Below are 24,467 nucleotides of genomic sequence, written 5' to 3'. Positions count from 1 at the left end.
ATTCTTAAAATTTAATATTGAGGTTGAAACCTAAGCTTCTTCTTTGTGGTAGAGAAGCATATTCGTACCCTTGACCGTTACTTACTGTATAGGTAGATTCTGGATCTATGTTAGGAACATTAGACCAGATTGTCCATACATTTCTTGCTACAAAAGAAACTGTTGCTGAAGTGATAAAACCTGTAGCTTTCATAAGCTCTTGTGGAAAAGAATAGGACAGCGAAACCTCTCTTAGTTTCACATAGGATGCGTCATAAACAAATGGAGACAATATGCTACTGTTGGCCAATCTCCCATAATAATCTACGGGGTTGGAATATTTATCATTAGCTCTATATGTAAAGGTCTGATTACCATCTTCATCCAGTATGGGTGTTCCGCTCTCATCTACAGCTACTTCTTCTATAACTCCATCTGCGAGGTAACCATTTGTAGGTGTCCATTCATCCAGAGGTACATTGGCTGCAAGCCTCTCATTTTCAGATTGATTCCAGCCTTCTCGTCCTTCTATTGTATTGATGTGACGGCCATATTGGTAAAGTTTCAAATTGGTCATGGACAACAAATCCGCTCCATATTTCATGTCAATATGTGCTTTAAGGCCGAACCCTTTGTAGGTCAGTTTGTTTGTTAATCCCCCAGTCCAATCATATTGTCCATTTCCAAGTACTACTTGCTCGTCTCCTACAATTGGCAATCCATTATCATCTACTATTGGTTGGCCAGAAGGAGATCGTTTGAAATCAAATCCAACGATATCACCATAGGCGCCACCCTCTTCAGCTCGAATCAAAGAATTGATCCACGAGGCTCTTGAAATCTCTTGCGTACTCGCATCGGGATGTAATTTCACAATCGAATTTCTATTTTTAGCCCAATTCAATGTCATATCCCAAAGGAAATCAGTGGTCTTGATTGGCTCAATATTCAACATCACTTCCCAACCCTTATTGTTAATCTCGCCTGCATTGATCAACTTGTATGCTTTTCCTCCACTGGCTAGTGATACAGGTAAGTTTACAATTTCGTTGAAGGTAGTTTGATTGTAATAGGTTACATCTAGCCCTACTCGGTAATTGAAAAGTTTAGCTTCCAATCCAAATTCATACCCCTTGGTTAGAGCCGCTACTAAATCGGGATTAGGTATAATCGATCCAGATTCTGTAGAGAATGTAGCACCATCTAACGTATAGGGATAGGGATAGTAAGATCTGTCTAAACCATAGGGGTCAGTACCATTTCCAACTTCAGCATAAGAGGCTCTTACCTTACCATAAGAAAGCAAACCAGATTGTATATCAAATGCACTTGTAAAAACAAATGACCCGGTGAAAGATGGGTACAACACACTATTGTTATCTTCCGGAAGCGTAGAATCCCAGTCTTGTCGAGCAGTCACATCTAAAAAGGCATAGTTTTTATAACCCACGTTTGCAAAGGCGTAAAACGAATTAATCTCACCTCTTGGATTCGTCTTATTCAAAGAATAATCACCGTAGTTGTTGATCGAAATGATTCCTTTTGATACTTGTCCCCTACCATTTGTAGTTACTGTAGAAACGTCATAATGTCTGCTGTTTCCTCCTAAACTTATTGAGCCATCAAAGTTGCCAAACTCCTTGGTGGCCGTAAGTAAGAACTCTGCATTTGTCTCAGTTGTCCGCGAATTGATTTCTGACATTTCGCCCGATTCTTGTAGAGGCGTGGAATACGGTGCGTAATTGTAATACTTATAGGAATAAGTATCTCCTCCTCCTTTAACTCTTAGATTCAACCAATCATTAAAATCATAGGTCAAGGACAAATATCCCATCACTCTGTTTTTGTCAGATTCGTTTTTCATATTGTACATGGCGTAATATGGATTTATAATCCTTGAATCATTATGCCAATACAAATAGTCTCCATTTTCATCTACCTTACTTTCATTGAGCCAATTTTGGTCAATATTCAATGGCAATTGCATCAAAGGCAAGGCAGAGTTCGCTCCAGAAAATCCCAAATACGGTCTGTTATCCACTTGCTCTTTGGTATAGGTTACTTTAGTGTCCACAGAGAATTTTTTCCACATTTTCATATTCCCCCTCAAACTGAATGTATTTCTCACCAGACCACTATTGGGTACAATATCTTCCATCCTCATGTCAGAACCAGAAAAACGGAAATTGGCAAATTCGTTTCCACCTGAAAAAGCAATTGTATTATTGATCGTGGTCCCTGTCTGAAAAAAGGATTTAATGTTATCTTCTTTAATGCCATAATCTCTCAATTGCCCGTCAAATTGAACAAAGCTCAAATCAGGATTTAACTTTTGGCCCCAACTATACATACCAGTGGCTTCACCCTGATCTCTGGGTGGTGTATTAATGCCTTGTCCGTAAATTTTTTGTGTGTCACTATACTGTCCAACCACTTGCTCTGCGGTGAAGTATGATGAATAATCAATGCTAAAATTGTTGCCCCCAGTTTCTTTCCATTTTTTCGTGGTAATCATAATCACTCCATTACCAGCCCTTGAGCCATACAAAGCTGCTGCAGCTGGCCCTTTTAAAACTGAAATAGATTCAATATCATCCGGATTCACTGAAGATATGCCGTCTCCTTGATCAATTCCTCCATACTCTCCAGCTTCTCCAAAATTCCCATTATCCATCGGCACACCGTCGATGACGTACAAGGGTTGATTGGTACCTGTAATTTTAGAATTTCCTCGAATGACCACTTTGGATGAGCCACCTGCTCCAGTATTTGGCTGACTAATATCCACTCCAGCAACTTTACCTGAAAGAGCATTTACCGGGTTGATTGTTTTTATTTGAGCCAACTCCTTTCCATCCACTTCAGTAACGGCATATCCTAATGATTCCTTTTCTCTGGATATCCCCAATGCAGTGACCACAACGTCTTCTAATACTTCGGCATCTGGTTTCAGCAAAACCTGAATGACTTCTTGGTTTCCGATTTCAATGTCTTGTGTCAAGAATCCAACATAGGAGAATTTTAAACTCTTGATTTCCGGCCCTACTTCGATTGAAAATGCTCCATCTATGTCAGTTACTGTTCCAGCTCCAGCATCTCCAGCAAGTATAGTTACACCTGGAAGTGTTGCGCCTGAATCAGAATCTGAAACACTTCCTTTTATCGTTCTACTCTGGCCGTAGACTGGGGAAATAATCAATAAATAGACCACTATCAGTCCTATTATTTTGTGAAATTTAGTTTTGTATTGTCTCTTCATACTTTGTTCATTCTGCTAGAATTTGTACTAAATTAAATGTGCGCAAAAATTCAACTGTGCTGTCCTGTCCTGCTCAATGCAGATACAATTCGAAAAAACTACGCTTTTCCTTTAAGGTTAGGAGTGAAGTATAAGATAGGGTTGTGAATTCTCTTGAATAAGCCTCATTTAGGCTTATGCTCCAATAGTAAAACCTGAAAATTAATGATTTTTTTGATGTGACCACCGAACATGCCTGAGACTTAATTGAAATGTCTTATAATTCTTAATCTCGAGATAAAATTTAATCTGTCGTACTCCAAAACATGAAAGGCTGAAAACAAAGAAACCATCCACGTAAGTAGCTGGTTATCAGAGTTTCAGAAGTGGGCCCCGCATGAACCCTCACGCTCGAAAGTCACTAAATTTGGATTTAAAAAGACTTGAAATCAAAATGAAATACTGCCGAAACAAAAAAAGCTTCCAAAAAGGAAGCTTTTAAGTGCCAGAAGTGGGACTTGAACCCACACGACTCGAAAGTCACAAGATTTTAAGTCTTGCGTGTCTACCAATTCCACCATTCCGGCAGTAGACTGTAATTAAGCGTGATTTGGATACAAAAAAAGTGTATGCGCGATGCTTATGCACCTTCTCACTCACATACACTCTCACACTCAATTGGAGCGAAAGACGAGGTTCGAACTCGCGACCCCCACCTTGGCAAGGTGGCGCTCTACCGCTGAGCTACTTTCGCTTTTATCAGCCCGATTGGCTAATGGAATGCAAAGATAGATAGCCACTTTAATTTATCAACTCTTTCACTAAATATTTTAAGAATATTTTTTAAGCCGCGTGTCTCAGGATTCTGAAACTACTGACCAACTTCTCTATCACTACCAAACAAATGATCGCTTCAATGATTAAAAATAGTTGTCTGAGTTTAGGGTCAGCTATTAAATTGAGTACGTCTAATGAATGCATTTTCACTTGATCTAAATATGTTAATTCAAATTCCAACCCGCTCGAACCTATTAAAAAAAAGGAAGCAATAATAAGTGATGCGAAAAAAGCCATCATCCAAATCAGTATTTTGAAATTAGCATTTCTCTTTTTGGCAAGTAAAGCAGAAGCAATGACAGTAGATGTGAAATTAGTACCCACTTCCTTTAGAGGAAGTGATTTCATCCACTGATCTAACTCTTGAATATCATTCAAATCATTTGCGATTTTACCATTTTCTATGGCGTCGAATTGCTCAATATCTTTATCGTTACTATCCATAATTTCCAAAGTTAGTATTTCTATCAATACTCGATTAAAGGATACTCTCTAATTCTGTCGGCAACATCTGACGAAGAAATTTTGCCAGTTTTTTCCTCGCTCTAAAAATCTTCACTTTGAGATTGCCATTATCAATTTTTGTGATTTCAACAATTTCATCCATATCCAATTCATTGAAGTAGTACAATGTGATCAACAATCGCTCCTCATCTTTCAATTGTCCAACGGCCTTATTCAAGTAATAGGTCCTATCCTTAGCCTTAAGTCCACTAACGTCTTCAAAACTTGAATATTCAGATATGCCATCAGGACGGGTATCGATATCCTCAGTTTGGATTCTTTTCTTTCTCGTGCGACTAATAGCCATGTTCATTACTATTCGATAAAACCAAGTAGTGAATTTGGACTCCCCTTTAAATTTATCAATTGAAGTTAAAAGCTTCACAAAAGCATCATGTGCCACTTCTTCAGCATCTTCTTCATTCTGCAGTATTCTATCTGCGATGGTAAAAGCAAAGCTTTTGTGTTTATTCACTAGTATTTCAAAACTGGTCATATCTCCAGTCTTGATCTGATCTATCAATTGAATATCTGAAATAGTCTCTTTCACTCACTAGTGAGGTTTATTGCTTCAAAGCTCGTTTTGTTAAAAAAAACATTCTCAATCATTAGGTGCTGTAGGTTTACCTCTTAACCTTCTGATATCCGATGTGACGCCTTGAGTTCAATTCAAGTTACAAAGAATAAAATTTTTATTTTTCTGTAACCAAATGCAATCAGTGAGTGTCCAATGGGCAAATCAAAAATTTAAAATTATGCAAGGACCAGAATTTTTAATTCCACTAGTATTTTTCATATCAATCGCCGTTGTAATAATAGTTATTAGAAAATTTCAAAACGACGAAAGACTAGCATTAATTGAAAAAGGAGGAGATGCCAATATTTTTAAAACCGACGGTAAAAACAACTCATTCCCAGCGTTAAGATATGGGTTGCTTTTGTTTGGAGCCGGAATAGGAATATTAGTAGGAAATATTGTGGCCGAGGCCAGAATCATTGACGATGAAGCTGCAGTGTTCTCCTTTCTTTTGATTTTCGGCGGAGCCGGACTTTTTGCTTCTTATTTCATTGAAAGAAAGGAAGCGGCTAAGCAAAAGAAAGAGTAATCATCAGTTTTTCATAGCTCAGGATTCAAATCATGAGCTATGAAAAACTAAGATTTAAAGACATTACCCACTTCGGACTGACTACTGTCAAATACACGAATGCCAACTACCTCCGCCTCTGCGGTCTTTTCTCCTTGACAGTAAAAGTCACACTGCATCACCGTTTTTCTACCTTTAACTTCTACTACTTTGGCTCTCAATTCCACGGGATGCTTGTTTGAGGTTGGCTTCAGGTATTTCACATTCAAAGTGCCTGTAGCATAACGGTACTCAGGCATGGAGTCTAGGCCTCGCCCTTCTTCTTTATAAGCATATGCCATAGCTGTACCCATGCAGTGACAATCGATCAAAGTCGCCATAATGCCACCATTCATCAGATCTGACCACCCGTGATGATGATGCTCCGATTGCCAATGACAAACCGACTCCTCCCCCTCCCAATAGCTCTTGATATGAAGACCCTGGTCATTATTGATCCCACAACCAAAGCAAACGTTCTCAGGCATGTGGTTTTGAAAATATTTTTTATCTGTTGAATTCATTAAATTTCTTATTGGGTTATATAACGAAGATGGAAAGAACGCATAAAAAATTGACACAGAAAGCGAAAAAAGAAAATTCAAAGAATGAGTCTTCCAAGACCAAAACAAAAAAGACGTCTGAAAATCCTAATGAAGGAATTCCAGACGTCGATTTTAAAAAATTTCTTGGTTGTGGATGATCAAGTAGTAGCAAATAAAAATGCTGCCAGACCAGCCGCCCAAATTAAGAAGTAAGCTCTTAATATTTGGATTCTAATTTTTTCAATAGCTGACATAAAAAAGATTTGTGATGAATTACAAATTAAATTATGCATGCAAGATAGACTCCAACCCTAGTTAAGTCAATTGGTAAAATCCCCTAAAGTGTATTTGCGTAATTCGCCTAGTGAGGTATTTTTAACAGTTTGATTTACAGCTAATTACAGATTGCTTACTTGAGTTATGCTTTAAAATAGACTTAAATTAACAACTTAAAATTCATAGAAAAATACAACCAAACTTCACCCAGAATACAAAAATATACACCTCAAATGAGCGCAAAACATTGTCTTTATTTTTGCTTCAGCTTGGCTCTTAGCACATAATTGATGTCCTCACCTCCTAGGTCCGGCACCACAAGGTTATCTTCAGTTTCAAAACGCCCTTCGATTGCGTACCGATGATCTTCCGACTCACCATATATGAAGTATCCAGATATAATGGACTCGTTGATCCTGATCTCTGCTTTTGCCATGTATTGATTTGCTCCCATGTGCTTGCCTTCGTGCGCTCGCATCACAATCACCTGATCCTGATATTCATCCAAATTGAGGTACACCCTTCTTGTCACTTCAAAAATGGGTAGTACATGAGCGGTAAACTTGAGAGATTCCAAATTCCCCTCTTCTAGTTGAAAGTCAACAAAATGCCATTGCGTAAAAACCATCAATGCATCATTTTTTCGATTGAGCGTAAGCTCCCCTGATGGCTCTGTGGAGCCAAAGCTTGAAAAACTAACCAGCAGTAACATAGCTCCGATTAGTCCGGCTAGGGTAACTCTTAATAGTGTTTGTAGATATTTCATTGCAGTGAGCTTTAAGTTAACTGCAATGTAGATTCACATTGAACGGCCTTCAATCGGTATTTTCACGCACTGAAAAATGCATTATTCACTTAAGAACACTCTCTTCACCCTTTGACTTACATTGGTCAAAATTTCATAAGGAATGGTCTTGATCCACTCAGCTAACTCGCTAATATTGGGTTTTTCGCCAAAAACAATCACTTCATCTCCAGATTTGACTGCTACATCGGTCACATCCAGCATGGTCATATCCATGCAGACATTACCGATAGTGGATACCATTTGATCATTGACCAACATTTGGCCAACACCATTACCAAAAGCACGTAAATAGCCATCAGCGTATCCAATAGGAATGATCGCGATTGTAGTATCCTTTTTGGCGAAACCGCTTCTTCCATAACCAATAGATTCTCCTGCTGCTATTTTTTTCACTTGAGAAACATTGCATTTCAACGCACTGACAATTCTCAATTTTCCTTGTTCCGTTTGAGTAGGATCAAACCCATGAAGACCTATACCTAATCTAACCATATCATAGTGTAAATCAGGATAATTGGCTATCCCTCCAGTGTTCACCAAATGACGCATTGGCTTGTACCACAAATTTTCCATGATTAATGTACTCATTCTATCAAACCGCTCGCCTTGCTGTTTGGTATAATCTGCATGCCTAGGGTCTTCACTCCCAGCCAAATGGCTAAAAATACTTTTTACTTTTAAATGCTTGTTTAGTTTGAGCTGCTCTACTAATCGTTTCAGATTGTTTTCTGTGAACCCCAAACGATTCATACCGGTTTCTAATTTGATATGAATGGCAGGCAAATCCTGCATGTTTTCGAAATAATCCAGAAAATCAATCAGTTGATCCAAACTATAAATTTCTGGCTCCAAATTATACTCTTTCAACAACCTGAATGAAGCCGGTGATACATTCATGATCATGATAGGAATGTGAATGCCATTTTTTCGCAACTCAACAGCCTCATCCGCATAAGCCACTCCTAGATAATCTACCTTGTGAAACTGAAGTAAATTAGCTATCTCGTAATTTCCTCCTCCGTAGGCCAACGCTTTTACCATTACCATAATCTTGGTATCATCTTCCAGCTTACTACGATAGTAGTTTAGATTGTGAATCAAGTTTTCCAGATTTACTTCTAGTATGGTTCCATGTGCTTTCTGCTCCAGACTATTGACGATGAGTTCGAATTCGAAATCTCTAGCTCCTTTTACAAGCACTATTTCGTCGTTGGGCACATAACCTGAATCCAACAATTCTTGGGTTGAATTATAAAATTCTGCGGGTATATGAAAACAGCTTCTGGATTGATTAATCCCGTCACCAATTCCAATGAATTTTTGAATATTATTTTTTTGAAGTAGCTCATTGACCCGCTGATATAGTGCATCGCTCGACAATCCAGTTTGAAACAAATCAGAGAGAATGACAGTCTTTTTTGAGCGTTGATTTTGTCGAGCCAAGAAATCTAGCGCAACCTCCAAACCATACAAATCATTGTTATATGTATCGTCAATCACATAAGAACGATTAATCGCTTGCTTCATTTCCAATCGCATTTTTACAGAGGAAAGCCTATTCAATCTCAATTGAATAAATTCCTGATCATAACCAAGTGCCACCAGCATAGCCGCACAATGCATGATATTCTCAACAGAAGCAGGGTCTTCGTACTTGAGAAAAAAACTCAATTCTTTTCCCATCACTTCCAGTGTATGCTTTTTCCCTTTTTGCTCCTTGATATTCCAAGGGATAAGCTGAGTAGAGTCAGAAACTGTTTGGGTAAGCGCTTTTTTTACATTTTCATGGTTAGCACAATAAATGACTTTTTGAGCATTGGTAAATAATTTGGCCTTTTCTAAAGCTTTTTCACCTAAATCATTAAACCCTGCATTGTGTGCTTCGCCAATATTGGTGAAGATGCCTAACGTTGGTTGAATCACTTCCTTCAAACGCTCCATCTCTCCCACTTTTGAGATTCCCGCTTCGAAAACCCCTAGATTGTGATGCTGCCCCATAGCCCACACAGATAAAGGAACACCCAATTGCGAATTGTAACTTTTTGGACTTTTGACAATGTCGAACTGGTCATCAAGCATTTGTGCCAACCATTCTTTAACAATGGTTTTGCCGTTGCTGCCTGTGATACCAATGACTGGATAGTTGAATTCACTTCGGCGAGACTTCGCCATATCCTGCATTGCTGTTATGGCATCTTTTACTAAAAAGTATGAAGCATCAGATTTCATCTTTACTTCTCTCTCGATGACAAATAATCGAACGCCTTTTTCATACGCATCATTGATAAACTTGTGCCCATCATGATTTTGTCCTGAAATAGCGAAAAATACCACTCCAGATCGAATGGCAATTTGGCGAGAATCAAATGCCAACCCTTGCACCGTTATATCCAATGGCAATTGCAACATATTCCCTTGAGTGATTTTATTCAATTCGCTAAATTTCATAGATGCTTTGACTTTTTGTGATAAATACAGCCATATAAAGGTGACTCGATTGAATTCTAAATTACATACAATAATTTACAAAAATGGTATCGATTATTTTCATCCTATTCTCTTTTCAGTTACCTCATTTCGTTTAACTTGCAAAGTTTAGTCCTTTAAGAATTATCGCAAGATTGACCTTTTGCATTAGTCAATATGAAAGTATCTCCAAGTCAGCCTTTTCAAATTATTTACACGCTTTTTGAGCACCAGTATCTCGGCTATTTGTTCGAATCGTTTGTGATTCAGCTGGACGGTGAAGGCAGGTTAACTTTTTCTCATCAGAACATCTCTGCCAAAAATGCCAAGGAGTTTGACAAAGGATTGGATGAACATGACTACGAACTCATCAAATTGATGGATTCGATGCAGCCAGATGTAGTGGCTAAAAAATACGACAGAAAAAAATCTAAGCCTGACGCTTTCTTTTTGAAATGTTTTGATGAACAATCAGGAGATGAGCATGCCCAACAAGAAATCAAAAATTATGTAGAGCGAAGAAGATCCAAAATCATGCCCTTGATGCATGGCAAGCGCTTGTTCGAAATGGGAAATGATGGGGAACCTGCTTGGAAAGAAATTGAAGTGCTCAATGAAAAAGCAAGTGTGCTTTTTCATTTCCGTCGAAATGAAGAAAACACTCATTACTTCCCTACCATCAAGTATGCTGATAAAAAAATTGAATTCCAATATAAAGGCGCCTATATCCTTTGCAACGACCCCGCATTTATAGTCATAGAAAACAAGCTATACAGTTTTCAAAAAAATGTAGACGCCAACAAAATCAAGCCATTCCTCAATAAAAAATTTATTGCAATTCCCAGAAAAATAGAAGACAACTATTACACCAAATTTGTTGCACCATTAGTGGCCTCCTTCGATGTATATGCAAAAGGTTTTGACATTAAAACCGAGACAGCTGAAGTAAAACCCATGTTGTACTTCTCTGAATTGGCATCAAATGGAAATTCCATGGAACTATTCGATTCTAATGGCAATGGAGCTGCAGCGGTTGAGTCTAAAATATTATTTGAATTAAAATTCAACTATGGTGACCACCACTATAGCGCAGAACACTTGAAAGAAGTAAGTGTTCATGTAGAAAAAGAAAATGACAATTACACGTTTCATCGAATTAAAAGAAATCTGGACAAGGAAAAGAAATTTGTAGCCTTCTTAAATGAAACTGGAATGCCACTCAAGCATGCTAGGTCTACCATGGAAACGGCGAAGGCATTTTCTTGGATTCAAAGCACAAAAAAGCTCCTAGAAGATTCTGGCATCACCCTCAAACAGAATGGAAAAGGGGAAAAGAAATACTTCTTAGGTAAGTCAGAAATGACCGTCGAAATCAAAGAAAACATAGACTGGTTCGATATTCATGCAATCATCAAATTTGGTGAGTTTCAAATCCCCTTTCATATTATTCGCAACTATATCCTAAAGAAAAAACACGAAATAGAATTGCCGAATGGGGAGATAGCAGTCATACCAGAAGAGTGGTTTACTCAATATTCAGAGTTGATGGCATTTGCTGATGAAGGCGAAGAAGAGACTTTACAGCTTCAAAAACATCATATTTCATTGGTCAAAGATTTGGATGAGTCCAATCTTGCTCATTTACAATTATCTAATAAGCTCGAACGACTGAGAGATTTTGATACAATTGAAAATTATGAAATCCCTGCAGGATTCAAAGGCGAACTCAGACCCTATCAAAAGGCAGGTTTTAATTGGATGCGATTTTTGGGCGAATATCGACTAGGTGGTTGTCTGGCCGATGATATGGGTCTTGGTAAAACTGTACAAACACTTGCATTGCTGCAGTCTGTTCACCAAGGCAACGACAACGGAACAAGTCTATTGGTAATGCCAACTTCATTGATCTACAACTGGGAAAAAGAAGCTGAGAAATTTACTCCTGAGCTTAAGATCTTAAACTATACTGGCGTAAAAAGAATCAAAGACCCCAAGCGATTTGTCAAATTCGACTTGGTTATTACCTCTTATGGTTTGATCAGACAGGATATAGATTTGTTAGCAGAGTTTAATTTCAATTACATCATTTTGGATGAATCTCAGGTAATCAAAAATCCTGAATCCAATATTTCAAAATGTGTAAGAGATTTGAATTCCTCCTTCAAGTTAATTCTCACGGGCACGCCAATCGAGAATACAACCATGGACTTATGGTCACAAATGACGTTCCTGAATCCAGGTTTATTGGGAGCCAAGTCTTTCTTTAGAAATCAATTTCAATTGCCTATTGAAAAGAAAAACGATGAAGCCAAAACCAAAAAACTTTATACGATTATCAAGCCTTTTTTACTCAGAAGGCATAAATCACAAGTAGCCACCGACCTCCCTGAAAAAATCGAAAATGTAAGGTATTGTACCATGTCTGAAGCGCAGGAAGAAGCTTATGAAAAGGTCAAGTCCGCCTATAGAGACAAGATCATGGAGGAAATAGAATCTGGTGGCATTGGCAAATCTCAATTCATGATATTACAAGGATTGACCAAACTTCGACAAATTGCCAATCATCCCTATCTCACAGATGAGAATTATAAAGAAGATTCTGGCAAACTGGAAGATATAAGCCACATGTTGGAAAATGCCATTAATAAAAATCACAAGATTTTGGTATTCTCTCAATTTGTGAAACACCTTAAAATTGTATCCAAGTATCTAGAGGATCAAAACATAAAATATTCTTATTTGGATGGTAGTACAAAGGACCGACAGAAAGAAGTAGAAAACTTCCAAAATGACAAAGACATTAAGGTATTTCTGATTTCACTTAAAGCCGGTGGCTTGGGACTCAATTTGACCGAAGCAGAGTATGTATTCTTATTAGACCCATGGTGGAATCCTGCCATAGAAGCACAAGCAATAGATAGAGCGCATAGAATTGGTCAGAAAAACAAGGTTTTCACCTACAGGTTTATCACCAAAAACACGGTGGAAGAAAAGATATTACAGCTACAACAGAATAAGAAAAAGCTAGCGGACGACCTAATTACAACTGAAGAGAGCTTTGTGAAAACTTTAACTAAAGATGATATTGCTGGGTTGCTAGATTAGTCTTCAAAGGCAGCTGAAAACATATACGATCCAGCATTTTTGATACGTTGGCTCGGATATATGCCTTGGGCAATGATGATCAACTTATAGGCTTCTCTATAAGCACTCTCATTAAATTGTTTGAGTGCCTGGTTATAATAGTGCAAGCCAGCCAGCTGACGCAAATCAACAATATTATTAATGAAAGTAGCTCCTTGGCTATCTTGCTCATTGCTTGCTAATCCTGCCATGGCCAATTCTTCGTTGATTCGCATAGATTCCTGATCTACATAGGCAGTTCTTTCTGCTATTTCCTTTGGGTCCCAGGCAAAGCCAGCTAAAGCATCTGTAGACTCAAATAAATATTCCTTTCCCTCTGATTTGGCTATTAAGTACACATGATAATCTGTTTCATGTACTTCGTATGCAACATCCAATTCATCCAAAATCAAGGCATACAAAGCAGTTCCAGTTACACAATCATATTTTTTTTCTTTTTTGAAAATCTCACTGAATGTGACATATTGTTCGTACGTGCCAAGCATCTTGCGATGGACCGTATAGAAAACATATTTTAAGAACGCTGCCTCTGATTTAGAATCAGATTGTCTTTCTTTCAGCTTATCTATAAGTAAAGCATAACTCTTCTCATATGCTAATACTTCGTCAACCTCGAGGTTATCAAATTCGGATCTGATGAATAATCCGAGCTTGGTATCATTAGACAAATACTTCTCTCCCGTCGCAAGTGTCGTCGACACGTGCAAGGTCAAAAGTGCAAGTCCAATGAGAATTTTTTTCATTCTACGCCTCAGATTTTCTTAATATTAATTCAATGTTACGTAATTGTTAACAAAAATACTAAAGTAAACTGAGCTTCAATGGTTATTAAAGCGCTTTCATCCCAAATATCATGTTTTTACCTATTTATATACGCAGTATCACTATAAACAAAGCGAAATCCGACTAGACTTCATTATCTTTCTTGGCTTCAATTAAACGAATATATCGAATGGCAAACCAGTTTCAGTCTTTATTTGAATTGCAGAAAAAAAAGAGTTTAGAACTCAGAACCGAACCTATCGTAAATCGAAGGAAAAGGTTAAAAGCACTAAAATCCTGGATTCTCAATAACAAAGATAAAATTCGAAAGGCGCTACATTCAGATCTAAGAAAATCAGAAACTGATACCGACATAACGGAAATTTTTACCGTTACAACAGAAATAAATGACGCACTAAGTCATCTACATCAATGGGCGAGACCACAACACGTTTCTCCAGGATTGACCTATTTAGGGACATCGGCAAGGATCAAACCAGAACCAAAAGGAGTTTGCTTGATTATAGCGCCATGGAATTTTCCTTTTAACTTAATCGGAAGCCCTTTGGTCTCTTGTTTGGCTGCAGGAAATACTGCCATTTTAAAGCCATCCGAACATACCCCAGCAACATCTGAGTTGATTAAAGAAATGGTAGCGGATGTCTTCCAGCCAGATGAGGTGGCGGTGGTGCAGGGAGCCGTTGCCGAAACTACCGATTTACTCGAATTGCCTTTCGATCACATATTCTTTACTGGTAGCACCAATGTGGGTAAAATAATAATGGGAGCTGCTGCGAAAAACCTGAGTTCAGTCACATTAGAGCTTGGAGGCAAGTCTCCAGTTATCATAGATGAAACAGCTAATGCAGATGATGCGGCTCGCAAAATAGTCTGGGGTAGATTCAACAATAACGGCCAAACCTGTATCGCTCCTGACTATATTTTCATAAGCGAGAAGGTGAGGGACAAATTTGTAGCGTCTGCAAAAAAATACATTTTGCAACTATTTGATAGTGAAAACAAAGGAATGGCTCAAACCGATGATTACTCCAGGTTAGTAAATGTGGGTCACACCAATCGATTGATCAATATGCTCGAAGAAGCAAAAAAATCAGGTGCGAATGTAGAATTTGGAGGCACATACAATGTAGATGATAAGTTCATTGAGCCCACACTTTTGTCGAACATAGATGAGACCAATCGCATCTGGAAAGAAGAGATCTTTGGCCCTATCGTACCAATGAAAACTTTTGAAGAAATCACTGATGTAATTGATCATATCAATAATAATGACAAGCCTCTGTCTCTATATCTCTTCACAAAAAGTGGGAAAATGAAGAAACGAATCACTCAGGCTACCTCTGCTGGGACTATGGTGATTAATGATGTGGTGGTACAATATGCGCATCCTAATTTACCCTTTGGAGGAGTGAATCAGAGTGGTATAGGCAAATCGCATGGGAAGTTTGGATTTATGGAATTCTCCAACCAAAAGTCCGTTCTTAGCCAACGAATTGGCCTCACCAATGCTTTGTTATTCTACCCTCCATTTAACGGATTCAAAAAATGGGTGGTCAGTTTTATGATTAAGTGGTTTTAGCCGATAGTGACTTGAATCACTTTTTCTAATGGTTTAGGTCATGTACAATGGCATGAAAAAACCTCACCTTTAATACATGAATATCCGTGTCAAATTTCTTGGGGGTGCTGAATCTGTAACAGGTTCGAAGTATTTATTGGAAATTGATGATTTCAAATTATTAATTGATTGTGGGCTTTTTCAAGGTCTCAAAGAGTTGCGCCTTAGAAACTGGGATGACTTTCCAATAGACCCTTCTAGTATTGATGCTGTGGTCATTACTCATGCTCACATTGACCATTCAGGTTATTTGCCTTTATTAGTAAACAAAGGGTTTTCTGGCCCCATTTATTGTACCAACGCCACTGCTTCACTCCTAGATATTTTATTAAAAGATGCCGCCAAACTTCAAGAAGAAGAAGCTGAATTTGCTAGAAAAAAAGGATACTCAAAGCACCACCCACCAAAGCCACTATTTACAATCAAAGATGCAGAAGCGGCTTTGAGTTTATTGGAATTTTACGAATACAAAACATGTGTTTCAATTACTGAAAAAATAGAAGTAACATTTTTTGATGCTGGCCATATACTCGGTTCATCTATTGTTTCTCTTGACATCACAGGTAGCTCACAAAAAAAGAAGATTGTATTTTCTGGCGATCTGGGCAGATACGATCAGCCATTATTATATGACCCTACAGCTATTAATTCTGCCGATGTGCTATTCGTAGAATCTACGTATGGAGATAGAATGAATGAAGAAGAAAAAACTGAAAAGAAACTTGCAGCAATTGTAAAACAAGCTTTTGAGCGAGAAGGGTGTTTGCTCATACCTTCTTTTGCCGTTGGCAGAACACAGCTACTCCTTTACTACTTTCATTATTTGCTTGAGAACCACTTAATCCCAGAATGCAAAATTTTTATCGATAGTCCCATGGCTATCAATGCCACCCATTTGCATAAAAAACACAGAAAAGATCACAAACTAAGCGTAGGTAAAAATGAGCACGCTTCGATTTTCGATGACCATCATTTTGAATACTACAAATCACAAGCGTCTTCAACCAATTTAAACAATGTTGAAAAAGGGGCAATAATAATTTCAGCAAGTGGAATGTGCACTGGCGGCAGAATCCTTCACCATCTTTTTCATAGACTTCCAAGGAAGAATGACACTTTACTCTTTGCAGGCTATCAGGCCATAGGATCTCGAGGAAGAAAAATATTAGAAGGTGACAAGACTTCAAGAATATTTGGGTTGGAGGTGCAAGTTAATTGTAAAGTAGAGCAACTTGGAGGATTATCTGCCCATGCCGATCAGTCTGAGCTAATGCGCTGGGCAAGTCAGATTAGCGAGCCCCCAAAGTTTACTTTTGTGATTCATGGTGAGCCTGAAAGTTCAAAGAAATTTGCTAAAAAATTGAATGAAAATTTGGCTTGGCCTAATGTAATAGTACCGAAGTATTTAGAGAGCTTTGAATTGTTTAGAGGGATTTAATCCAATTTCAACCTCATTTCTACCATATGCTTTTTGAAACCTGCTTTTTCATAAGCCTGTACTGCGGACTGATTATCTTCATACACTTCAAGTCTAATCTCGTGGATTCCTTGTGACAAACTCCACTTTTTTAGCCCATCCAATATTTTCTTTATTATACCTTTTCCTCTATGATTTGGTTTGACAAACATGAAACCGAGATAGGCAAATTTCTCATGCTCCAGATAGTCTTTGGCTCCTAAAATATGCGCATAACCAGAAGCTACTACTTCACCATCAATTGCTGCCACAATTACTTCCGCTTGATCTGATTCCACTAATACTTTCAGGTCATAATAATTGATGTGACCTTCTTTCAATGTAGCATCAAAAGGACGCTCGGCTTGGATAATTCCTTGTTCAAAATCATAAAGTGTGGGCAAATCAGCGATTGTTGCTGAACGAAGTGTAACTGGATTCATAAATGAACTTTTAGTATGGTCTGTAATTTACGAGTCCCAACTAAAATGGATACACCCATCAATGGTATTAGTCCTTCCTCTCGTAGATTAGCTTTCCTCGTTTGTCCCATTCACGAACAATATAAGGTCGGAAATCATCATCAAATGGGTCTTTTGAATAGACAATCTCGCGTTTTCGGCGGTTTCTAATGTCATAGTATTCACGCCAGAGGCCTACTTTGTTATCAAAATGATACTCTCCAACAGCTGCCAGATTGCCACTTTCATGAAAAGCATAATAATTACCTTCTTTCTCCCCGAAATGAACGGGAATGATTTCTTCAATTTGTTTTGTCTCCTTATTGTGATAGGCTACCAATGACTGTTTTGGCCAGCCTTTATAATACTTTTCTTTAGACTGAAGAATATTATGTTTATTCCATGTAGACCACCGGCCATGCTTCGTGCCCAAGTAGAAAATACCCTCCTCGATCACCACATCTCCCAGCATTTTTTTATAGGGGCCATGAAGAATACCAGCATTGTCCTTATCAATTTTTCGGGATTTGATAATCTTTCTTTTCCTAAAATCATACCAATAAACATCCCTTACATAAGGTACAGGGTCTTCGTAGGTTCTCAATACGGTGAAAAGTTCCGTTACTGTATTTCCACCAAATCCTTGGCGGGTAAATGCCTTTCTGGTCTTCTTACCATAAAAGACATTCTTTTTTGGCTTCTTCTTTTTAATCTCTATGACATCTTCAGGATCTTTTGCATCCAGATCAACCGTAAGCGGCTTTTCATACTGTGTTTCGAAAGCATCATCGGCAGTATAATCCTGGCTCTTTGCAAAGAAAGCCTGCAATAGAAATGTCAACAGCAAACTATATTTTAAAGTAGGTTGTGTCATATTTAATCGCAACGATCATCTTTTGTAATCATTGCCAAATTCAAAACTATATATATGTGAGCAATTAAAAAACTCACAGGCAGAGCAAACAAAAATAGCCATGAGTTTTCACCCATGGCTATTCGTTTATAAGGTTATAGCTTACTGTGCGCTGATCGCTACAGATCGTTTGATAAAGCTTGTCAAAGCTGCTCCTTCCAAAAGACCTTGAGAAAGCAAAGCTAAATCATAAGCCTGTCGAGCCAATTGCTCTTTGTTCTCAGCTTTCTTGGCTTTTAAGATTTTAGAAACCAATGGATGATTCGCATTTACTGCAACAGTATATTGATCTGGCATGTCGCCCATCATCATCATACCGCCACCGCCTTGTTTTTGCATGTCCTTCATTCTTCTCATGAATTCGGGCATGGTTACAATAACTGGCATTTCATCAGCAGCAAGCGATTCCACATTCACTGTTGAATTTTTGTCGTTGATCGCTTTTTCAAAAAGCTCTTTTGCACTTTCTTTCTCTTTATCCGAAAGTACAGATTCTACTTTTTCGTCCTTATCGATCAACTTATCAGCAGTTTCTGCATCTACACGCTTCAGCTGAGTTTTCTCCAATTTGTGCTCGAGTGTACCAATGAAATGACTATCCAAAGGCCCGTCAAATTTCAATACGTCATACGACTTGTTTTTCACAGACTCGATAAACGCATGCTGTTTAGCAGGGTTTGTCGCATAGAGATAGACTAAATTATCATCTTTGTCTTTCTGCAAAGCAGAAGTTTTCTCTTTGTATTCATCGAATGTAAAGCACTCATCATCCGTGTTTTGTAACAAAGCAAAATCCTTAGCCTTGTCATAAAATTTCTCATCGCTAAGCATGCCGTACTTCACGAACAAGCCAATGTTTTCCCACTTGTCTTCGAATGCTTTTCTATCTTTCTTGAAAAGCTCATTGAGCTTATCTGCTACTTTCTTAGTAATGTAAGTGTTGATTTTCTTCACCGCACCGTCCGCTTGCAAGAAACTTCTAGAGACGTTCAATGGAATATCTGGAGAATCAATGACGCCATGAAGCAACATCAAGAATTCAGGAACTACATCCTTTACTTCGTCAGTAATAAACACCTGACGAGAATACAACTGAATTTTATTCTTCTGTAACTCCAGTTCATTCTTCACTTTAGGGAAATAAAGAATACCTGTTAAGTTGAAAGGATAATCTACATTTAAGTGAATCCAAAATAGAGGCTCCTCAGACATGGGATACAACTCTCGATAAAATGCCAAATAATCTTCATCCTTCAACTCAGATGGAGATTTGGTCCAAATTGGAGTTGGGTTGTTGATGATGTTGTCCTTCTTTACCGTCTTGTATTGAGGCTTTCCATCTTTGTCTTCACCGTCAGGAACGCTTTCATCCTTCTGTCCAAATTGGATTTCTACTGGTAAAAATTTACAATACTTCGACAGGATGCCTTGTATTCTGGCTTGGTTCAAGAATTCTTCTGACTCTTCATTGATGTGAAGAATAATATCCGTTCCTCTTTCTTTTCTAGTACCTGCAGTGATTTCGAATTCGGTACTACCATCGCAAATCCAGTTGGCAGGTTCTGCCCCTTCCACATGGGATAAAGAATTGATCTCTACCTTATCTGCCACCATAAAAGCAGAATAAAAACCTAGTCCAAAGTGACCAATAATCTGCTGTTCGTCGCCCTTGTCTTTATATTTTTCAACAAACTCTGTAGCACCAGAAAAGGCAATTTGATTGATATACTTTTTGATATCATCAGCCGTCATTCCAATACCCTTGTCAGAGATTGTAATGGTCTTAGCTTTTTCATCAAAACTCACTTCCACTTTGAGATCGCCAAGTTCGCCTTTGTATTCACCCATACCTGATAGTTGCTTCAGCTTTTGGGAGGCATCTACGGCATTGGACACTAATTCTCTCAAGAAAATCTCGTGATCAGAATAAAGAAACTTCTTGATGATGGGAAAAATATTCTCGGTGTGAATCGAAATATTACCTTTCTCTTGCATGATATATTTTTATTTAATGAATTAAAGTTTGATCGGATCGCTCCGGTGATGGGCAGATATCAAATGCCATTCCAAAGGCGATAAAAAAGAAATCCGCGACAGATTGTCAGCGGATTAGGATTTTTTGACAGGTAATGAATATAAACTTTTCCAAAGTTCGAAATTTTGGAAAAGCTCATGTTAAGTTTTACCTGATTCTATCGGCAGATCTCACTAACTTTTCATCCCTACGAATGAATCGGTTGGACAATAAATTGAAAAGTAAAGCTGACACACCCAAATAAAAAGCAAATAGATAATTCCCCTGCTGCATGGGAGCTATAAGTCTTTCTGCTTGATAAACATGGTAGACAATCAAGCCCATAGCGCCTCCCATAAACAATGAATTCAGCGCGCCTAACTTCATCTGAAGTAGCCTGTTGTCATATCGAGAGATAGAATACAACGCAACTCCTGCAGCAAGGACAGCCAAAATAGCGATGTAAAAAGTTTGTCCTTCTGTAATCACCGCGATTTCGCCAGTTTCAATATCTTTTTTAGTATGAGAAAATTGGAAGGCAGTCAATTCAACCAATTCATTTTTCTCAACATCTAACTTATTCCAAATCGGGAAAAAAAGCATGGCAATCATACAAGCTGCAACACCAATTAAAAATATAGATTGGACTCTTTGTATCATAATCTTTAAAATTTGAGCAAAAGTAGGGAATTGTATTTCAATACCTCGATTTGAAAAAGGAGAATTTTAATCTATGGATAATTCAGTCTTGGAAGGCTCTTCCTTTGCGACTTTTTCCTTTTGATCTGATTTAATTGCCTTGGTCATTAAGCTTTCATTTTTAGCTTCATCCAAGTTGCTTAGGTATTCATTGATTCGGGCTCTAACCTCTTGTGTAGACAAATTATGCTCGAATACTCCACTCCTTGCAGTCGTCAATTGACCTGTTTCTTCTGACACGATCACAACCAGTGAATCGGTCGTTTCTGACATGCCTAAAGCTGCGCGATGCCTCAATCCAAATTGTGCAGGAATATCATCTCGTTCTGAAACAGGAAGAATACATCTGGCAGCCACTACTCTATTGTTATTAATGATGATCGCTCCATCATGCAAAGGAGAAAGTTTATTGAAAATGGCCAATATCAATCTTTTGGAAATTTTCGCTTCCAATCGATCTCCTGAATCTGCAAAGAATTTCAGCTCAGAGCTTCTAGAAAAAACAATTAAAGCACCTGTATTGGAGCCTGCCATATTTTTGATGGCGTCAATGATAGGTGAAACATCCAAGTGGTTTTTATCATACTTCTCTTGCCAAAACTGTTGGACGTTCTTTAAAATATTTCCTTCTTCAAAAACAGTCGTCTTTCCTAGAAGCAAAAGAAATTTTCTAATTTCTTGTTGGAAAAGCACGATGACAGCAATAACCCCAACACCCATAAATTGCCCGAGAATAATACTCAGCAATTCCATATCTACAGCCTTCACTACCAAGTAGATCAAATACAAAAACAAGAAGCCAAGGAAGATTTTGATGGCTACACTTCCTTTCATCAGTTTATACACATGATATAAGAAAAAGCTAACAAATAAGATGTCGAAAACATCCACCCATCCTATTTCTAAAAACCCTATTTGAAAACCTAAAATCATATATTACTGTTTGTCATTGCTTCATGAAGCTTTATCGTTTCTTTGGCCTCCTTCGCATCATGAACGCGCAAAATAGAAGCTCCATTCATCAAGCAAGCCATGTTGAGTGCCGTTGTTCCATTGAGCGCCTGATCAGGCGAACTCTCTAATTCTTTAAATATCATGGACTTACGTGACACTCCGCATAATATAGGTACTTCTAATATTTTAAGCGAGCTCAATTTATTTAATAACTCAAAACTTTGCTCTTTAGTTTTTGCGAAACCAAATCCAGGATCAATAATGATGTCTTTTACGCCTCGACTTCTTAGTTCTTTAGCCTTTGCATTAAAATAATCAATAATCTCCGAAACCAAATGATCATATCCAGTAAGTTGAGTCATGGTCTGGGGATTGCCTCGCATATGCATCATAATATAAGGCACATTGATCTCAGCAATGACGTCAAACATAGTTGCATCTAAATTACCCGCTGATATGTCATTGACGATACTTGCACCGTGTTCCCATGCTCCTTTGGCTACCGTTGATCTAAAAGAGTCGATGGATATGACGGCCTCTGGAAATTGCTTAAGTATAGCATCAATTCCTGTAATTGCAGCATCCCATTCATCCCTCATGGAAATGTCAGTAGCACCCGGTCTACTAGAATACGCCCCTACATCCAAAATATCAACTCCTTCTGCAACCATTTTTTCGACTTTAATAAGCAAGTCCTTATCTGATTTGATTTTACCTCCATCATAAAATGAGTCTGCCGTGAGATTGATTATTCCCATGACTTTAGGCATAGATAAAGCCATGAGTTCTCCTTTGATATTAATAAAATTTGACTCGCTCATTAATTTCAGAAATAGTTTGTTGCCAGCTATTTACATCTTAATTTTAGCGACTCAATTCATTAAAATAAGACGAGGTAGTGGAAGAAAAAACGGTAGGCGAATATACAGAAGTTATAAAGGCTTGTAAAGACATTTTTGAAAAGAAAACTAAGGATTACGGGACGGCATGGCGGATTTTGAGAGCTTCTTCACTTACTGATCAGATTTTCATTAAAGCTAAAAGAATTCGATCCATTCAAGAGAAAGGAGAGCAAAAGATCCAGGAAGATATCGCCGGAGAGTTTGTGGCTATCATCAACTACTGTATCATGGCCATTATGCAAGTTCGAATGAATGGCGACGAAGGAATGGAAATTCCTTATGAAAAGCTCGAGCCCCTGTATACTGGCATTGCAGATGAGACCAGAGATTTATTGGCCAATAAGAACCACGACTACGATGAAGCTTGGCGTGATATGAGGGTGTCGTCGATGACGGATATTATCCTAATGAAAATATTGAGAACGAAACAAATAGAAGACAATCAAGGCAAAACCCTGATCTCAGAAGGCGTAGAAGCCAACTATCAGGACATGATCAATTACTCCGTTTTTTGTTTGATACTAATGGGATTCACTCAAAAATAGCTTCTAGTGAAATACCAATTTTGTTAATTGTTTGTTATTGACCCCCAACAATAAACCCACATTTAGATAGTTCATTAACTTTATCTTCTAAAACAATCAGCGCATGAAAATAGCATTAACCATTATAAGATTTTTTGTAGGAGGACTGTTCATTTTTTCTGGACTCATCAAAGTGAATGACCCCGTAGGAACCGCCATCAAAATGGAGGAGTACTTCGAAATATTTTCTCTAGATATCGCCGGTTTCTTTCACTTCTTTGTGCCATTTGCATTGGCCATTTCCATCATTATGGTGGTGTTAGAAGTTGTTTTAGGGATTGCATTAATCATCAACTACAAGCAAAATTGGACTTTGAATGCCCTGCTTGCCATCATTGTTTTTTTTACTTTTCTCACGGGCTGGTCAGCCATAACCAATAGCGTAACGGATTGTGGATGTTTTGGCGATGCCATCAAACTAACACCTTGGGAATCTTTCATCAAGGATATCGTATTGCTCCTTATGATTCTGTTTCTGTACTTCAGCCAACACGATGTGCAAAACGCCGCCGCTGAAAAAAGAGGCCATTTTATAGTCGGGGGATCATTAGTGATTACTTTTAGTTTGGCTCTTTATGCCATTGCCCACCTCCCATTTATTGATTTTCGTGCTTATAAGATTGGCAATCATATTCCCACAGAAATGAAGCCGTCTGAGGAATATATCTATGAATATGTCATGGAAAAAGATGGTGAAGAATTCAAATTTGAAGCTTACCCTACTGATCCTGCCTATAAGTTTGTAGCCATGAATCATCTCAACCCTGAGGCGGCTCCGAAAATCACTGATTTTGGCGTATGGAATGATGATGGGGATTTTACTTCGGAAGTATTTGTTGGAAATAAGCTGTTTGTAATCTTGTATGACGTATCCAAATCAAACAAAGCAAGCATAGCTGAAATCAACAATTTAATCAAGGCGTTAGGAAACAAGCTGGAAGTTTATGCATTGACTGCATCTGACGGCGCTACTTTTGAGGCCTTTCAAAAAGAAGTGGGATTAGACATCCCATTCTACTACACAGACGCCACTGTGCTTAAAACTATAGTTCGTTCGAATCCTGGCTTGTGGCTATTGTCTAACGGTACAGTGAAAGGTAAATGGCATCACAACGATGTGCCTAATTATAGTGAGGTGCTTGATTTGGAGAAATGATAGAAT

Annotated in this window: 19 protein-coding genes and 2 tRNA genes; 6 read left to right on the top strand and 15 right to left on the bottom strand. The window is 38.1% G+C overall.

The window, feature by feature from the left end; all coding sequences use genetic code 11:
* Positions 1–4 precede the first annotated feature (4 nt).
* The 5 genes from ABJH98_RS17180 to ABJH98_RS17160 all read right to left on the bottom strand — a co-directional run bounded on the left by ABJH98_RS17180 (position 5) and on the right by ABJH98_RS17160 (position 5,108).
* The gene (locus tag ABJH98_RS17180; protein ID WP_348308989.1) at positions 5–3,238 is read right to left on the bottom strand and encodes a SusC/RagA family TonB-linked outer membrane protein; all 3,234 of its coding nucleotides are present in this window, start codon (positions 3,236–3,238) and stop codon (positions 5–7) included.
* Positions 3,239–3,720: 482 nt separating this feature from the next.
* Positions 3,721–3,804: transfer RNA gene (locus ABJH98_RS17175), tRNA-Leu, on the bottom strand.
* 92 nt (positions 3,805–3,896) lie between these two features.
* Positions 3,897–3,971: transfer RNA gene (locus ABJH98_RS17170), tRNA-Gly, on the bottom strand.
* Positions 3,972–4,060: 89 nt separating this feature from the next.
* Complete coding sequence (locus ABJH98_RS17165) at positions 4,061–4,498, bottom strand: hypothetical protein (RefSeq protein ID WP_348308988.1); 438 nt, start codon at positions 4,496–4,498, stop codon at positions 4,061–4,063.
* 34 nt (positions 4,499–4,532) lie between these two features.
* Positions 4,533–5,108, bottom strand: a complete 576-nt coding sequence (locus ABJH98_RS17160) for a sigma-70 family RNA polymerase sigma factor (protein ID WP_348308986.1) — start codon at positions 5,106–5,108, stop codon at positions 4,533–4,535.
* A gap of 205 nt (positions 5,109–5,313) precedes the next feature.
* Here ABJH98_RS17160 and ABJH98_RS17155 point away from each other — a divergent pair, with 205 nt between their 5' ends.
* Complete coding sequence (locus tag ABJH98_RS17155) at positions 5,314–5,664, top strand: DUF6249 domain-containing protein (RefSeq protein ID WP_348308984.1); 351 nt, start codon at positions 5,314–5,316, stop codon at positions 5,662–5,664.
* Between the two features lie 47 nt (positions 5,665–5,711).
* Here the strand turns inward: ABJH98_RS17155 and ABJH98_RS17150 are convergent, their stop codons facing one another.
* The 3 genes from ABJH98_RS17150 to ABJH98_RS17140 form a co-directional block, all read right to left on the bottom strand.
* Entirely contained in the window at positions 5,712–6,206 is a 495-nt protein-coding gene (locus tag ABJH98_RS17150; protein WP_348308983.1) for a PaaI family thioesterase, read from the bottom strand.
* A 550-nt stretch (positions 6,207–6,756) separates the two neighbouring features.
* Positions 6,757–7,269, bottom strand: coding sequence for a hypothetical protein (locus ABJH98_RS17145; RefSeq protein ID WP_348308982.1), 513 nt, complete (start codon positions 7,267–7,269; stop codon positions 6,757–6,759).
* Between the two features lie 81 nt (positions 7,270–7,350).
* Positions 7,351–9,759 carry a bifunctional UDP-N-acetylmuramoyl-tripeptide:D-alanyl-D-alanine ligase/alanine racemase gene (locus ABJH98_RS17140; protein ID WP_348308980.1) on the bottom strand — a complete coding sequence of 803 codons (2,409 nt, stop codon included), beginning with the start codon at positions 9,757–9,759 and terminating at the stop codon, positions 7,351–7,353.
* Between the two features lie 195 nt (positions 9,760–9,954).
* On the opposite strand from ABJH98_RS17140, the gene ABJH98_RS17135 reads away from it, so the two are divergent.
* Positions 9,955–12,882, top strand: coding sequence for an SNF2-related protein (locus tag ABJH98_RS17135; RefSeq protein WP_348308978.1), 2,928 nt, complete (start codon positions 9,955–9,957; stop codon positions 12,880–12,882).
* Here the strand turns inward: ABJH98_RS17135 and ABJH98_RS17130 are convergent.
* Complete coding sequence (locus ABJH98_RS17130) at positions 12,879–13,664, bottom strand: hypothetical protein (protein ID WP_348308976.1); 786 nt, start codon at positions 13,662–13,664, stop codon at positions 12,879–12,881. The two genes, ABJH98_RS17135 and ABJH98_RS17130, sit on opposite strands and share 4 nt — an antisense overlap.
* Positions 13,665–13,873: 209 nt before the next feature.
* Between ABJH98_RS17130 and ABJH98_RS17125 the strand changes: the two genes are divergently transcribed.
* The gene (locus tag ABJH98_RS17125; RefSeq protein ID WP_348308974.1) at positions 13,874–15,283 is read left to right on the top strand and encodes an aldehyde dehydrogenase family protein; all 1,410 of its coding nucleotides are present in this window, start codon (positions 13,874–13,876) and stop codon (positions 15,281–15,283) included.
* A 76-nt stretch (positions 15,284–15,359) separates the two neighbouring features.
* Positions 15,360–16,760 (top strand): MBL fold metallo-hydrolase, encoded by a 1,401-nt coding sequence (locus ABJH98_RS17120; protein ID WP_348308972.1) that lies wholly within the window; start codon positions 15,360–15,362, stop codon positions 16,758–16,760.
* On the opposite strand, the gene ABJH98_RS17115 is transcribed toward ABJH98_RS17120, so the two are convergent.
* From ABJH98_RS17115 to folP, 6 genes are all read right to left on the bottom strand, one after another.
* Positions 16,757–17,221 carry a GNAT family N-acetyltransferase gene (locus ABJH98_RS17115; RefSeq protein WP_348308971.1) on the bottom strand — a complete coding sequence of 155 codons (465 nt, stop codon included), beginning with the start codon at positions 17,219–17,221 and terminating at the stop codon, positions 16,757–16,759. The genes ABJH98_RS17120 and ABJH98_RS17115 overlap by 4 nt on opposite strands.
* A gap of 67 nt (positions 17,222–17,288) precedes the next feature.
* Entirely contained in the window at positions 17,289–18,113 is an 825-nt protein-coding gene (locus tag ABJH98_RS17110; protein WP_348308969.1) for a hypothetical protein, read from the bottom strand.
* Positions 18,114–18,254: 141 nt separating this feature from the next.
* Positions 18,255–20,147, bottom strand: a complete 1,893-nt coding sequence (gene htpG, locus ABJH98_RS17105; RefSeq protein WP_348308968.1) for a molecular chaperone HtpG — start codon at positions 20,145–20,147, stop codon at positions 18,255–18,257.
* Positions 20,148–20,334: 187 nt separating this feature from the next.
* Positions 20,335–20,826 (bottom strand): DUF4293 domain-containing protein, encoded by a 492-nt coding sequence (locus ABJH98_RS17100; RefSeq protein WP_348308966.1) that lies wholly within the window; start codon positions 20,824–20,826, stop codon positions 20,335–20,337.
* A 66-nt stretch (positions 20,827–20,892) separates the two neighbouring features.
* Positions 20,893–21,798: a diadenylate cyclase CdaA gene (gene cdaA / locus ABJH98_RS17095; RefSeq protein ID WP_348308965.1), complete on the bottom strand. Its 906-nt coding sequence runs from the start codon at positions 21,796–21,798 to the stop codon at positions 20,893–20,895.
* A complete protein-coding gene (folP, locus tag ABJH98_RS17090) occupies positions 21,795–22,640 on the bottom strand; it encodes a dihydropteroate synthase (RefSeq protein WP_348308963.1) in 846 nt (281 codons plus the stop codon). The genes cdaA and folP overlap by 4 nt, the downstream gene beginning before the upstream one ends.
* A 77-nt stretch (positions 22,641–22,717) precedes the next feature.
* On the opposite strand from folP, the gene ABJH98_RS17085 reads away from it, so the two are divergent.
* Positions 22,718–23,266, top strand: a complete 549-nt coding sequence (locus ABJH98_RS17085; protein ID WP_348308961.1) for a DUF1599 domain-containing protein — start codon at positions 22,718–22,720, stop codon at positions 23,264–23,266.
* Between the two features lie 103 nt (positions 23,267–23,369).
* Positions 23,370–24,461 carry a BT_3928 family protein gene (locus tag ABJH98_RS17080; protein WP_348308960.1) on the top strand — a complete coding sequence of 364 codons (1,092 nt, stop codon included), beginning with the start codon at positions 23,370–23,372 and terminating at the stop codon, positions 24,459–24,461.
* The last annotated feature ends 6 nt before the right edge of the window (positions 24,462–24,467 follow it).

The organism is Reichenbachiella sp., from assembly GCF_039969095.1.
Taxonomy (GTDB): domain Bacteria; phylum Bacteroidota; class Bacteroidia; order Cytophagales; family Cyclobacteriaceae; genus Reichenbachiella.
Note: the sequence above shows the minus strand (reverse complement) of the source record. Positions and strands in the feature narration are given on the sequence as shown.

Bases quoted from the DNA above. Each gene is read 5' to 3' on its own strand.
- ABJH98_RS17180 (WP_348308989.1), bottom strand. From the start codon at position 3,238: ATGAAGAGACAATACAAAACTAAATTTCACAAAATAATAGGACTGATA.
- ABJH98_RS17165 (WP_348308988.1), bottom strand. From the start codon at position 4,498: ATGGATAGTAACGATAAAGATATTGAGCAATTCGACGCCATAGAAAAT.
- ABJH98_RS17155 (WP_348308984.1), top strand. From the start codon at position 5,314: ATGCAAGGACCAGAATTTTTAATTCCACTAGTATTTTTCATATCAATC.
- ABJH98_RS17150 (WP_348308983.1), bottom strand. From the start codon at position 6,206: ATGAATTCAACAGATAAAAAATATTTTCAAAACCACATGCCTGAGAAC.
- ABJH98_RS17145 (WP_348308982.1), bottom strand. From the start codon at position 7,269: ATGAAATATCTACAAACACTATTAAGAGTTACCCTAGCCGGACTAATC.
- ABJH98_RS17140 (WP_348308980.1), bottom strand. From the start codon at position 9,759: ATGAAATTTAGCGAATTGAATAAAATCACTCAAGGGAATATGTTGCAA.
- ABJH98_RS17135 (WP_348308978.1), top strand. From the start codon at position 9,955: ATGAAAGTATCTCCAAGTCAGCCTTTTCAAATTATTTACACGCTTTTT.
- ABJH98_RS17130 (WP_348308976.1), bottom strand. From the start codon at position 13,664: ATGAAAAAAATTCTCATTGGACTTGCACTTTTGACCTTGCACGTGTCG.
- ABJH98_RS17125 (WP_348308974.1), top strand. From the start codon at position 13,874: ATGGCAAACCAGTTTCAGTCTTTATTTGAATTGCAGAAAAAAAAGAGT.
- ABJH98_RS17120 (WP_348308972.1), top strand. From the start codon at position 15,360: ATGAATATCCGTGTCAAATTTCTTGGGGGTGCTGAATCTGTAACAGGT.
- ABJH98_RS17115 (WP_348308971.1), bottom strand. From the start codon at position 17,221: ATGAATCCAGTTACACTTCGTTCAGCAACAATCGCTGATTTGCCCACA.
- ABJH98_RS17110 (WP_348308969.1), bottom strand. From the start codon at position 18,113: ATGACACAACCTACTTTAAAATATAGTTTGCTGTTGACATTTCTATTG.
- htpG (WP_348308968.1), bottom strand. From the start codon at position 20,147: ATGCAAGAGAAAGGTAATATTTCGATTCACACCGAGAATATTTTTCCC.
- ABJH98_RS17100 (WP_348308966.1), bottom strand. From the start codon at position 20,826: ATGATACAAAGAGTCCAATCTATATTTTTAATTGGTGTTGCAGCTTGT.
- cdaA (WP_348308965.1), bottom strand. From the start codon at position 21,798: ATGATTTTAGGTTTTCAAATAGGGTTTTTAGAAATAGGATGGGTGGAT.
- folP (WP_348308963.1), bottom strand. From the start codon at position 22,640: ATGAGCGAGTCAAATTTTATTAATATCAAAGGAGAACTCATGGCTTTA.
- ABJH98_RS17080 (WP_348308960.1), top strand. From the start codon at position 23,370: ATGAAAATAGCATTAACCATTATAAGATTTTTTGTAGGAGGACTGTTC.